We start from the raw sequence: 13,992 nt of genomic DNA, 5'->3' as shown, positions 1-13,992 counted from the left end.
GCGACAGCGACGGCGTACCGACCAGCGGCGTTACCTACCAATGGCTGCGCGACGGTGTCGCCATCGGCGGCGAGACCAACAGCAGCTACACCCTCACCCAAGACGATGCCGGGCACAAAATCACCGTGCGCGCCACCTACAAAGACAACGCCGGACACGACGAGACCCCGCTTAGCGCGCCGCTGGATGTCGAAAACATCCCACCGCAACCGCAGCCCAATCACGCAGGCACCATAACCATCAGCGGTGAGGCCAAAGTAGGCGCGACCCTCACTGCCGCCGTGACCGACGCCGACGGCACCGCGCAAGCGGACATCACCTACAACTGGTACGCCGACGGCGTGAAAATCGGCGAAGGCGCGCACTACACCCTAACCGCCGCCGAGAAGGGCAAAACCATCACCGTGCGTGCGGCCTACACCGACGACAAAGGCACGGCGGAAAACCCGACCAGCGACGCCACCGCAGCAGTAACGGACGACACCCCGCCGCCTGCTTATGCGCCGGGTGTCACCCTGCACGGCCCGGGCGAGATTACCGAGGGCGGCAAGGCGGTTTATACCGTTGACCTTGATCTTGCCCCGCTGCCCAAGGCGGACACGGCCGCCGGGTTGCTGGATACCCTGCGGCACAACGCTGGACACGGCATCCTTTTCGGTCAGCATCAGGGCTTGAATGCCGGGCGTGCCGATGCCGACGCGCAGGGGTATAAATCTGATGTACATGCCCTCACCGGGCATTACCCGTCCATCGTCGGTCTCGCGATGATGGAACAACCCATGGATCGCAGCAAATCCGTGGAAGAGAACGGCAAGGCTATGGGAGCGGAAATTGCCAAAGTTGATGCGCTGGGCGGCATTGCCGCCGTATCGGCGCATTGGGACAACCCGATGCCGGGACCGAATGGTGCCAACGATTTTTCCAATGTCAGCCTCAAACGCCTGCTGCCGGGCGGTGATTTGAACGGTACGCTGAATGGATGGCTGGATACTGTCGTTGCAATGGCACAGCATGCGGTGCGTGCCGACGGCAGCAAAATCCCCTTCATTTTCCGCCCGCTGCACGAAGGCAATGGCGAATGGGCATGGTGGTACTACGGGCGCGAGGGCGCGGAAACCTACAAGGAGCTCTTCCGCTACGTTGTCAACTACGTCAAGGAACACGGCGCGGACGGGCAAATCCTCACCGCCTTCGCACCGAACGGCAACTTCGGCGGCGACGAAAGCCGCTACCTCCAGCTCTATCCGGGTGATGACGTGGTGGATATTCTTGGCTATGACGGCTACGATACCAACGCCGCCAAACCGGCCAAAGACGGTTGGGTCAAGGAAGTCGTGGAAGACATGGCGATGCTTGCCCGCATGGCCGAAGCGCGTGGCAAAGTCGCTGCGCTGACCGAATTCGGGCGCGGCGGCGACAAAATGATCAAGCCGCAGGGCAACGTTGATCCCGAGTTCTATACCGACCTGCTCAAAGGCATCCTTGCCGATCCGGACGCACGCAAAATTGCCTACATGATGACCTGGGCGAACTGGGGCGAGAACGACATCTACGTTCCGAAAGAAGGGGAAGAACTGGCGGCCAATTTCAAGGCGTTCGTCGAACAACTGTTGCTGACCCGCGTTGCTGACCGCGATATCACGGTGGACGTCACTATCGAACACGGCACGACGGACGACGGCGATGTCAGGCTCAGCACCCAGCGCGTCACCATCCGCAAAGGCGAAAGCAGCGCGACCTTCACCGTTGAGGCCGTTGCCGACGGCAAGGCGGAAGGCGATGAAAAATACACCGTGAAAATCAGCAATCCGCAAGGGGCAACGATAGAAGCGGGCAAGGACAGCGTCGCCACCACGGTTCATGACGACGGCAGCGTTTCCCCGCCGACCCCGCTCAATCACGAAGGGCAAATCACCATCAGCGGCGAAGCGAAGGTTGGCAGCACGCTGACGGCGACCGTCAGCGACGCCGACGATTTCGCCGCCGATAAAGTGCAATACCAATGGCTGCGCGACGGCGTCGCTATCGACAAGGCGACAGGCAGCACCTATCAGCTCACGAACGACGACGCAGGCCACAAAATCACCGTGCGCGCCACCTACAAAGACAACGCCGGGCATGATGAAACCCCGACCAGTGACGCGACGGACATCCCCGCGCCGCCTGCAAACCACGAAGGCACCGTAACCATCAGCGGTGAAGCGAAGGTTGGCAGCACGCTGACTGCGACCGTGACTGACGCCGACGAGTTCGCCGCCGATAAAGTGCAATACCAATGGCTGCGTGACGGCGTCGCTATCAGCGGACAAACGGGCAACACCTATCAGCTCACCCGAGACGACGCCGGGCATAAAATCACCGTACGCGCAGTGTACAAAGACAACGCGGGCCATGACGAAACCCCGCTCAGTCTGCCGACGGATACCGTCGCCGATAATGGCGCGACGGTGAACCACGAAGGCACCATCAGGGTCGAGGGCACCAACCGCGTCGGCTATACGTTCACCGCCGTGATTGACGATGCCGACGGTGTGCCGAAAGACGGCGTGACGTATGAATGGTACGAGTTCTACGGCAAACATCTCGGCAGCGGCAAGACCATCACCCTCACGGAGGAACAGGTGGGGATGCAGTTGCAGGTGAAGGCGAGCTACACCGACAACGCCGGGCATCATGAAGACATCACCAGCCGTTTCAGCGGCACCGTCCTGCCCGATCACGGCGGCGGCACGGGCGCAGGCATCAATCCGCCGGCCGCCGACGCGCCGCATGTCACCCTGAGCGGCGCGGACACGGTCAAGGAAGGCGACACCATCATCTACACCGTCTCGCTCGACAAGCCCGTGGATAAAGATGTCAGCGTGGACATCAAAATCCGCCACGGCAGCACCACGGTGGATGATGTCGGCGTGCGCTGGGGCATGCAGCGCGCCACCATCAAGGCGGGCGAAACCAGCACGCGCATCTGGGTCGATACTGCCAAAGACGGCGAGGCCGAGGGCAATGAAACCTACACGCTGACCATCAGCGATGCCGTGTACGGCACGGTCTATGCGCCGAACGTCAAGCCGATCGAGGACAAGGTCAGCGCCCAGTCCGTGTTCATGCTGTCGTACAAATACCCGCTGGCGCAGCCCAACACCGACATCTATTCCGACTACTGGCAGGCGGTGCACAAAGCGGGCAGCAAGAAAATCCCCTATGTGCTTGTCACGCCGGACGCCAAGCCCGACGCCATCCTTGATCCGGGCTATGTGAAAGTCATCGCGAAGAACATCGAGCTGGGCTTCAAGAACGTCGTCTATGTGCGCACCATCCAGCAGACTCGCGATCTGGCCGAAGTCAAAGCCGAGATCGAAAAATACTTCGAGCTCTACGGCAAGGACAACATCCACGGCATCTACCTGGATGAAATCAACCCGCACAGCAACGCCGCCGTCGCCTATCTCGCCGAACTCTACAACTACATCAAGAGTCAATACGGCAACAAACTGGTGGTGGCCAATCCGGGTATCCACATCACCGACGCCATCGCCCCCTATGCCGACCTCTTCATGCTCAATGAAAGCACGGCGGATGATTACATCAACCACTACGAAAACCCGACCTCGGCCTTTGAAAACGATCCGGCGAACGCGCACCGCATCATGCACACCATCTATGACGCGAGCGCTGCCGACTACGACAGGATCATCGAACTGACGCGCAGCCGCAATGCGGGCTGGGTATACCTCACCACCGACAGCACCCATCCGGACGGCCGCCCCTACAACGACCTGCCGCAGGATTTCGGCCAACTGGTGGATCACATCAACGACCTAGGCGCGACCCCCGCCGACCCGAACCGCAGCGGCACCCTGCCGGTGCTCAACGGGGCCTATATCGACAACGCCGGCGTGGAAACCACCATCATCGATGCCGACAGCAGCAACCGGCCGGGCAGCGTCCACATCGAAGGCGAGGCGAAAGTCGGCAGCGAACTGACGGCGACGGTTGCCGACAGCGACGATTTCGCCGCCGATAAAGTGCAATACCAATGGCTGCGCGACGGCGTCGCCATCAAAGACGCAAACGGCAAAACCTATCAGCTCACCGCCGACGATGCCGGGCACAAAATCACCGTGCAGGCGACCTATAAGGACAACGCCGGGCATGATGAAAACCCGACCAGCGACGCGACGGACATCCCCGCCCCGCCTGCGAACCACGCAGGCACGGTTGCCATCACGGGCGAGGCCAAAGTGGGCGGCACGCTTACCGCCACCGTCAGCGACGCCGACAATTTCGATGCCGCAAGCGTTAGTTACCAATGGCTGCGCGACGGCGTCGCTATCAGCGGCGAAACCAGTAGCAGCTACACCCTCACCCGCGACGACGCCGGGCACAAAATCACCGTGCGCGCGGTGTACAAAGACAACGCCGGGCATGATGAAAACCCGACCAGCGACGCGGCGGACATCCCCGCGCCGCCTGCGAACCACGCGGGCACCGTCACCATCAGCGGTGAAGCGCTGGTGGGCAAAACCCTGACTGCGACCATTGCCGACGGTGACGGCGTTGATCCCGCCCAGGCGCAGTATCAATGGCTGGTGGACGGCAAAGCTGTGAATGGCGCAACGGGTGCCACCTACGAAGTCCGCCCCGAAGATGCGGGCAAGGCCATCAGCGTCCATGTCGAATACACCGACAACGCCGCGCACGGCGAAAAACTCGACAGCGGCAGGGCAGACGCCACTGTTGACCACCACAGCGGCTACAAACTCGTCTGGCAGGACGAATTCAACGGCAACGCACTCGACGAAAACAACTGGGGCTACCAGACCGGCGGCTGGAACTCATCGGGAGTGCAGAACTACTACAGCGCCGGCGACAAAAACGTCTCCGTCAGCGACGGCAGCCTGAAAATCACCGCGCACCACGAGAGCGCCCCCATCGTGCGCGGCTCGGGCGAAGACCAGAAAAGCTACGACTTCTCCTCGGGCTTCGTGCAAACCCAGGGCAAACAGGCGTGGACCTACGGCTACTTTGAAGCACGGCTGAAAATGCCGAATGCCGAAAACGGCAGCCTGTGGCCGGCCTTCTGGATGAGCCCGAACGAAGCCAAATACGGCGGCTGGCCGCGCAGCGGGGAAATCGACATCCTCGAAACCCGCAGCTACATCAACAACGCCGACCGCGACCACGACGGACAAATCAAAGTCGCCGCCGACGCGCACTGGGGCACCGGCTCCGGCAAAGGCAAGCACAGCCACAAACAGGGCATCACCTATGTGGATGGCAGCGACGAATGGCACACCTACGCCGTCAAATGGCAGGAAGGCAAACTCGAATACTACGTTGACGGGCGGCACTACCACACCATCGACAACTTCGGCGCACCGAATGCCACCGAACATCCCGGCCCGTTCAACATCCCGTTCTACCTGCGCCTCAACGTCGCCGTCGGCGGCGACTACATGAGCGGGAAATACCAGGATGCGCACAACAGCATCGACAAATTCCCGGCGACGATGGAAGTCGATTACGTCCGCGTGTACCAGCTTGACGGCAACACCCCGCCCACGCCGCAGCCGAACCACGCAGGCCAAATCACCATCAGCGGTGAGGCGAAAGTGGGCGGCACGCTTACCGCCACCGTCAGCGACGCCGACAATTTCGATGCCGCAAGCGTTAGTTACCAATGGCTGCGCGACGGCGTCGCTATCAGCGGCGAAACCAGTAGCAGCTACACCCTCACCCGCGACGACGCCGGGCACAAAATCACCGTGCGCGCGGTGTACAAAGACAACGCCGGGCATGATGAAAACCCGACCAGCGACGCGGCGGACATCCCCGCGCCGCCTGCGGAAAATCACGCGCCGAGCGGGGCCGTAACCGTCAGCGGCGTTGTCGAAGTCGGCCGTACCCTCGTCGCGGGCAACAATCTCGACGACCAGGAAGGCATGGGGCAAGTCAGCTATCAATGGCTGCGCGACGGGCAGGACATCAGTGGCGCGACGGGCGACAAATACACCCTGACCGATGCCGACGCCGGACACCGGATCAGCGTCCGTGCCAGTTACACCGACGGCGCGCAAAACGCCGAAAGCAAGGCCAGTTTCACCACCGGCAGCACCGCTGCCGCCGGCACGGCACCGACCTATCACGACATTTCGGGACAAGCCGAAATCGAATGGGCCGGGGTGAAATGGTATGTGCGTGACAGCGACTGGAATTCAGGCTCACCCGGCAGTGGCAACTGGTCGCGCGGCAATACGCAGATTGACGGCACCGACATGCACATGTCGCTGACCAATCCGGACGGTAAAACCCCGATCGCTTCGGAAATCATCTCCAGCAACGCGATGGGTTACGGCACTTATGAGACCACCTTCCGCGCCGATTTCAGCAAGTTTGATCCCTACACCGTCTTCGGCTTCTTCACCTATGAATGGTCGCAGACGACTGTGGCTGGCAACCGCGAAATCGACGGCATCGAAGTTTCGCGCTGGGGCGATCCGGCCCTGAAAGGCGTCTTCACCTACTACCCGCCGAGTGAGGCCGACAACGGCATCAAAATGCGGCCGGGTTACACTTGGGCGGAAGACGTCAAGCACGTCAGCATGAAACTCGACTGGCAGCCGGACAAAATCACCTGGACGCTGCGCAACGCCGAAACCGGCGACGTGCTGCACCAGGTCGAAAGCACGCGCGACATCCCCGATGCGGCGAACCAGCAAGTACACTTCAACCTGTGGACGTACAAGCCTACCGACCCGCCGAACGAATGGTGGACGGCCACGCCGCAGAAAGTCACCCTCGGCTCCTTCAACTACACCCCGCTTTCCGGCGGCACCCCGCCTGCCGCCAATAAAGAAGGCAGCATCAGCATCACGGGCGAGGCCAAAGTGGGCGGCGTGCTGAGTGCAAACGTCACGGACGGCGACGGCGTGCAGGAAAGCGCCATCACCTACCAATGGCTGCGCGACGGCGTCGCCATCGACCAGGCAACAGGCAGCACCTATCGGCTCACCGCCGACGACGCCGGGCACAAAATCACCGTGCAGGCGACCTACAAAGACAATGCCCACCACGACGAAAGCCCGTCCGCGACGCAGGACATTGCCCGGACGCCAAGCGGTGAAAACCACAGTGGCAGTATCACCATCAAGGGCGAGGCCAAAGTGGGCAGCACCATGACGGCGGAAATCAGCGACCGGGACGGCGTGCCGACAAGCGGCGTCAAATACCGGTGGTTTGGCGATGACAAACCGATTGACGGGGCGAATGGCGCAACCTTTGCCGTCACCGATGCCGTGGTCGGGCAGCAAATCCGCGTCGAAGCCATCTACACGGACAACGCCGGACACGATGAACGCCCGACCAGCGACCTCACCCCTGCCGTCACCACCGGCGCGATGGACAACCACAGCGCCCTCTTTCCGCCGGCAGCGGCAGACGCCCCGCGCGTCAGCCTGAGCGGGGCGGCAACTGTCAACGAAGGCCGGCAGGCCACCTACACCGTGAGCCTCGACAAAGCGGCGGACAAAGACGTGGCGGTGGACGTGCAAATCAACTACGGCACCGCCTCGGACAGCGACGCCAAACTGACCTGGGACATCAAGCGGGTCATCATCCCGAAAGGGCAGACCGGCAAAGACTTCACCGTGGATACCACCGGCGACGGCCAGGCCGAAGGCAACGAAACCTATACCGTGAAAATCGCCAACGCCCTGATGGATGACTTTGGGCCGCAAAACGTCCCGCCGTTCAGCGGCAGCGTCACCGCGCAGTCGCAAATGATCCCGGCCTACAAATACCCGACCGGCAACTGGGAAACCGACACCTACTGGGATACCGTGCACAAAATCGGCGGCGAAAAAATCCCCTACACCGTCATCAACCCGTCGAGCGGCGCAGGCAAAACCGTTGACCCCAACTACGCTACCCTCGTTGACCAGAACATCGCCGCCGGTATCAAAAACATCGGCTACATCCGCACCATATACAGCAACCGCCCCATCGAAGAAGTCAAAGCCGAAGTGGACCGCTACTTCGAGTTCTACGGCAAAGACAAAATCCACGGCTTCTTCTTTGACGAACTGGCGAACACCAACGAAGCCACCGCCTACATGGCCGAGCTGTACAACTACGTGAAAGGCAAGGGCGCGGAAAAAGTCGTGGTCGCCAACCCCGGCTGGCACATCACCGACGCCATGTCGCCCTACGCGGACATCTTCGTCACCACGGAAATCAGCGCGGACCAGTACATCAACAACTATCAGAAGCCGACCTCCGCCTTTGAAAACAATCCGGAGAACGCGAAGCACATCTACCACATGATCCATGACGTCTCGCCGGAACAATACGACCAGGTGCTGCAACTCTCCCGCGAGCGCAACGCGGGCTGGGTCTTCATCACCAGCGACTCGCAGGAAAACCCGCTGCCGCCGGAGCAGAGGGAAGCCCATCCGGAGCAGGACGGCAACCCGTACAACTATCTGCCGGAAAACATGGCATCGCTGAGCGACCGCATCGCCAACCTGGGTGCGATTGACTCGCCGCTGCAACACGCGGGCGGCAAAATCGTCAGCGCGCAAATGGGCAACGACAGCGTGACCACGGAAATCATCGACGCCGACAGCGGCAACATGCGCGCCCCGCAAGAAGCCGAAATCCGGCATGACGACGCGAGCGCCGCCCAAAGCGCGCACCACGACGGGCAGGACGACGCGGCGCAGCCGCACGACGACAGCGCGGGACACAGCCCGCTGTTCGGCGAAGAACTGCCACACGCCGACCTCGGCGGCCTGCTCAACCTCGAAGGCGAAGCCGTGCTCGACTACCTCGGCGCACACAGCGGCGAACTGCTTGCCCGGGCACAAGCGCACGATGGCCTGTACGGCATCGAAGGCAGCGGCGCGGCGGACACCTTCATCACCGCACACGGCAACCACCTGCTGCAAGGCGGCGCAGGTGCCGACACCTTCGCCTTCCTGCTGGATGGCAACAGCAGCGGCGACCGCATCCTCGACTTCGACATCGCCGCAGGCGACCGCATCGTCTTCGCCGGTGAACATATGCAAGGCGCGCACATCTCCGTCGCGCACGAACACGGCGGTACACAAGTCAACATCACCGACAGCGCGGGCAACCGCCACAGCGTGGACATCACCACGGCTGACGGCAACGCGCCCGACGGGCAAGACCTCCTGAGCCACGTCGAAATCCGTGGCCCGCAGGGCTACCACGACACCGCCTACCACGGCGACGTCAACCGTCACCTGCCGGAAGAAGAGCAGCACAGCGGCATCGTCATCTGAACAGGCACACGCCGACGACCGCCTGCCCGCACGGGCAGGCGGTTTTTTGTGTCCGTCCTTCGTACGCGGCAAAAGCCGCAACGCTTTTGCTTTCGCGGTCAAGCGGCTATATTGCGCGCCCATCACTCACACCCAGGGAGAAAACACCATGTGCGGAATCGTCGCCGGCGTCGCCGAACGCAATATCACCCCCATCCTGCTCGAAGGCCTGAAACGCCTCGAATATCGCGGCTACGACTCGGCCGGGCTTGCCGTCTGCCACGACGGCCGCATCGAGCGCTGCCGCGCCGTCGGCAAGGTGGCGAGCCTCGTCGCCAAAGCGCAGGAAGCGCAGATCAGCGGCACCAGCGGCATCGCCCACACCCGCTGGGCGACGCACGGCGTGCCGAGCGAAAGGAACGCCCACCCGCACATGAGCGGCGAACGCATCGCCGTCGTCCACAACGGCATCATCGAAAACTACCAGGATATCCGCGACGAACTGCGCGCGCGCGGCTACACCTTCCACAGCGACACCGACACCGAAGTCATCGCCCACCTCATCGACAGCCACTACACCGACGACCTGCACGCCGCCGTGCGCGCCGCCACCGCCCGCCTGCGTGGTGCCTATGCCATCGCCGTCGTCGCCGCCGACCGCCCCGGCGAAATCGTCGCCGCCCGCCACGGCTCGCCGATGGTTATCGGCATCGGCATCGGCGAGAACTTCGCCGCCTCCGACATCTACGCCCTCCTGCCCGTCACCCGCCGCTTCGTCTCCATGCAGGAAAACGACAGCGCCCGCATCACGAAAGACGGCTACCAGATTTATGACGCGAGCGGCACCGCCGTCGCCCGCGCCGAAAGCGAGAGCGAACAGAGCGCCGACCTCACCGGCAAAGGCGGCTACAAACACTACATGCAAAAAGAAATCTTCGAACAGCCGACCGCCATCGCCGACACCCTCGAAGGCCGCCTCAGCCACGGCGAACTGCACCTCGCAAGCCTGCGCCCGGCGTTGCTCGATGCCCTCGCGCGCATGCGGCAAATCCACATCATCGCCTGCGGCACCAGCTACCACGCGGGCCTCGTCATGAAATACCACTTTGAGGGAAACGGCATCCCGACCGCCGTCGAATACGCCAGCGAATACCTCTACCGCCCCATCGCCGTGCCGGCAGACACCCTGCTCATCACCCTCTCCCAATCCGGCGAAACCGCCGACACCCTCGCCGCGCTGGAAAAAGGCAAACAGGACGGGCGCTATCTCGACAACCTCGCCATCTGCAACGTCCCCGAAAGCGCGCTGACCCGCGCCGCCGCGCACACCCTCCTCACCCGCGCCGGGCGGGAAATCGGCGTCGCCTCCACCAAAGCCTTCGTCACCCAGCTTGCCGTGCTGCACCTCGTCAACGCCATCATTGCCGAACTGCAAGGCCGCGCGTACAGCCGCGAACAGCTTGCCGCCTTCGACCGCCTGCCGCGCGAACTGCACGACATCCTCGCCCTCGAACCTGCCATTGCCCAAGCGGCGAAAAGCCTCGAACACCGCCACGGCTGCCTCTACCTGGGACGCGGCGAAAACTACCCGCTCGCCGCCGAGGGCGCGCTCAAACTGAAAGAACTCGCCTACATCCACGCCGAAGCCCACCCCGCCGGCGAACTCAAACACGGCCCGCTAGCGCTGGTGGACGAGAACATGCCCGTCATCGCCCTCATCAAATACGACCAGCTCGCCGAAAAAGTCATCAGCAACCTTGAAGTCGTGCAGGCGCGCGGCGGCCGCCTCATCCTCTTCGCCGACGACCGCGTCGCCCTCGACGGCTTCCCCGGTGCGCAAATCATCCGCCTCGGCCAGCTCGACGACCTCACCGCCGCCATCGCCAGCATCATCCCGCTGCAACTCTTTGCCTACCACGTCGCCCTGCTGAAAGGCACGGATGTGGATCAGCCGCGCAACCTCGCCAAATCCGTCACGGTGGAATAAATGCTGACCATCATCTCCGGCGGGCAGACCGGCGTGGACCGCGCTGCGCTGGACGCCGCCCTCGCCGCCGGTACTCCCTGCGGCGGCTGGTGTCCGGAAGGCCGCCTCGCTGCCGATGGTGTGATTGACGCCCGCTACCCGCTACAAGAACTCATCGGCGGCGGCTACCGCAAACGCAACCGGCAGAACGTCCTCGACAGCGATGCCACCCTGCTCATCGTTGCGGGTGCGGCTGTCGGCGGTACGGCATTGACGCTCCGCTTCTGCCAGCAATACCACAAACCTACCTGTTGCTCGACAGCCTCAGTCAAAACCCGACGGACGCCGCTACGACTGCTACCGCCTGGATTGTGCGCGAACACTTCCAGACGCTGAATGTGGCAGGCCCCAGCGGCGATCGCCTGCCGCCGCTTTACGACTACGCCCGCATGACCGTCGCCGCCATCCTGCAACAACTGCGACAGGGCGGCTGATACCCAACCCCCGCCCGGTGGCGCTTCCTCATGACCCGGTGAGGCAACGGCGGCATGGAAAACGTAAGCGGCGTTGCCTGCGGGGAAGAGACACAAAAAATCCCGCTGTGGCGGGATTTTTTGCGGGCCGTTGGCGTTTAGAAGTTATAGTTGAAGCCCAGCCACACGCTGCGTTCGGGGGCGGCGACGGGGGCGGGGTTGATTGCCGCCGTGTGCGGTTGTTCGTTGTAGGCAAAGTAGCGGCGGTTGAAGAGGTTGTTGACGCCGAGGGTCACGGCGAAGCGGTCGCGGGTTTGCAGGCTGCCGTAGAGGTTGACGGTGGCATAGCCCGCCGTCGGGTAGTCGATGCCGAGACCGGTTGCCTTGTTGCTGTCGCGGCGGCTGTTTTTGTGCGCGTAGTGCAGGTTCACGCCGAAGTTGTAGCTGCCGAAGGGGGCGTAGTCGCGCCAGTCGAGAGCGAGGTCGGCAGTGAGCGGGCGGACGTGGTAGAGCGCGCGGTTGTCGCTGTCGTTTTCGCCGTACTGGTAGCGGATTTTGCTGCGCGCGGCGAGATTGGCCGTCAGGCTTTTTGCCGCGCCGATTTCCGCGCCGATGAGGGTGGCGTCCACGTTGCGGCTGATGACGCTGCCGTCGCTTTGGCGGATGCCGCTTTGTCCGCGCGCGCGGTCGAGGGTGATGAAGTTGCCCACTTTGTCGTAATCGGCGTTGGCTTCGATTTGCCAGGCACCGCCGAGGTCGCCGTTCGCCACTTTGCCGTAGTCGCGCCAGCCCGCGCCCTGCCAGCTGGCAGCGAGGCTGATGCGGTTGTGGCGTTCGGGTTTGAGGTGGGGGTTGCCGATCCAGCCCATGCCGTTTTGCCCGGGCAGGGCGTGGAAGCGTTCGGTGTTGTCGGGCTGGCGGATGAGGCTGTCGGCGGCGATGCGGTAGGTTTGCCGTTCGTCCGGGCGGTATTCGTAGGCGAGCGCTGCGCCGACGCCGTCGGTTTTGGCTTTGTGATTGAGGGCGCTGCCGTAGTAGCGTTGCCAGAGTTGGTTCGGCGCCGGGATGGTTTGCCCGCCGACGCGGGCCCCCCGGTTTTTGGCGCGCGGGTCGGCAGTGAGGTGGTCGTAGCTCAGGCCACCGCTCAATTGATGCTGCGGAGTGATGTCCCAGTAGTGGTCGTAGTAGAGGTGCCAGCGGTCGCTGTGCACGTCCGGGAAGCGGTAGGCGTTGCGCAGCAGGCCTTGCGGGGTGTTGAGGTAACGCTCGGCGTTGTGGTTGTCGTGGCCGTAAGAGAGGCCGATGTGGCTGCGCTGGTCGCCGTATTGCAGGCGGTAGTCGGCGCTGAGGTCGTAGAGGTTGCGGTCGATTTTCATGTTGACGCGCTGCGGCCCTGCGCGGCGCAGGCTGTAATTGTCGGCGCGGCGGTCGAGGTGGATGTTGCGCGCGCCTAGGTTCAGGGTGTTGCTCTGGTCCTGGGCGCCGAGGCGGGCGCTGCCGTTGACCACGACGCGGCGGGTGCGTCGCGCGTCCATCTGGTCGCTGGGCTGTTTGTCGTTGTCGATGTTGTCGCGCACGACGCCGAGGCGGTATTCCTGGATGTTGTCCGGCACGGCACCGAGGACGACCGCCCGGCCGTCGCGGGTGTAACCGGCGTTGACGCGCGCGCCGCTGCCGTCTTTGTAGTCGCCGAGATGCTGGCGGTAGGCATTGCCGATGAGGTAGCTGTTGCTGCCGCGCAGGCGCAGCAGGGCGCGTTCGCCGTCGCCGTGGCTGCCGATTTGTGCGCCGAGTTGCAGCGGCCGGGTGGTGCTGCCCGCAACGTCGTTGGCGATGTTCGGGTCGAGCCAGGGGCGGGCGTAGTCAAAGGGGTTTTCCACCGGGGTGTTGATGTCGGTCTGCGGGGTGATGACCGGCGGCGGGCCGAAGTTGTATTGCATGTGGTAGGCGTCGGCAGAGGCGAGGTCGGTCGCTTTTTCGGCATGAGCGCCTGCCAGCGCGAGGGCGGGGAGGAGGTAGTGGATACGCATGGCGGTGTTCCGGTTGGGGTTTGCCTGGGGTCTGTTGACACTCAACATTGCGGCGGCTTTTCGACCAAAATCCGGCAGCTGCTGCGTTAAAAATGCGCGCAAGGTGTCCAACCTTACTGCGCTTTTTGCCTTGCATCTGCCGTTTTTGCCGCAAAAATCCGCTGCGCAAGTCAAATGTCAATAGACCCTAATGTTAGGAATTATTATTATTAAACGGTATGATTTTTGTCATGATATTTCCC

At 62.9% G+C, this 13,992-nt stretch carries 4 protein-coding genes; 3 read left to right on the top strand and 1 reads right to left on the bottom strand.

Translation table 11 applies throughout. From position 1 onward, the window contains the following. From Q0562_RS13255 to Q0562_RS13245, 3 genes are all read left to right on the top strand, one after another. On the top strand, positions 1-9,302 hold a 9,302-nt coding region (locus Q0562_RS13255; protein WP_298645103.1), incomplete at its 5' end, for a spherulation-specific family 4 protein. Between the two features lie 148 nt (positions 9,303-9,450). After that, the gene (gene glmS, locus Q0562_RS13250; protein ID WP_298645102.1) at positions 9,451-11,268 is read left to right on the top strand and encodes a glutamine--fructose-6-phosphate transaminase (isomerizing); all 1,818 of its coding nucleotides are present in this window, start codon (positions 9,451-9,453) and stop codon (positions 11,266-11,268) included. Continuing rightward, a complete protein-coding gene (locus Q0562_RS13245; protein WP_298645100.1) occupies positions 11,269-11,643 on the top strand; it encodes a putative molybdenum carrier protein in 375 nt (124 codons plus the stop codon). A gap of 235 nt (positions 11,644-11,878) precedes the next feature. On the opposite strand, the gene Q0562_RS13240 is transcribed toward Q0562_RS13245, so the two are convergent. Further along, a complete protein-coding gene (locus tag Q0562_RS13240) occupies positions 11,879-13,750 on the bottom strand; it encodes a TonB-dependent receptor (RefSeq protein WP_298645098.1) in 1,872 nt (623 codons plus the stop codon). Between the last annotated feature and the right edge of the window lie 242 nt (positions 13,751-13,992).

This window comes from uncultured Cardiobacterium sp. (assembly GCF_938028825.1).
GTDB lineage: Bacteria > Pseudomonadota > Gammaproteobacteria > Cardiobacteriales > Cardiobacteriaceae > Cardiobacterium.
This window is presented reverse-complemented; position numbering and strand designations above follow the sequence as displayed.

Coding starts and splice junctions, on each gene's coding strand:
- Q0562_RS13245 (WP_298645100.1), top strand. CDS start 11,269: ATGCTGACCATCATCTCCGGCGGGCAGACCGGCGTGGACCGCGCTGCG.
- Q0562_RS13240 (WP_298645098.1), bottom strand. CDS start 13,750: ATGCGTATCCACTACCTCCTCCCCGCCCTCGCGCTGGCAGGCGCTCAT.
- glmS (WP_298645102.1), top strand. CDS start 9,451: ATGTGCGGAATCGTCGCCGGCGTCGCCGAACGCAATATCACCCCCATC.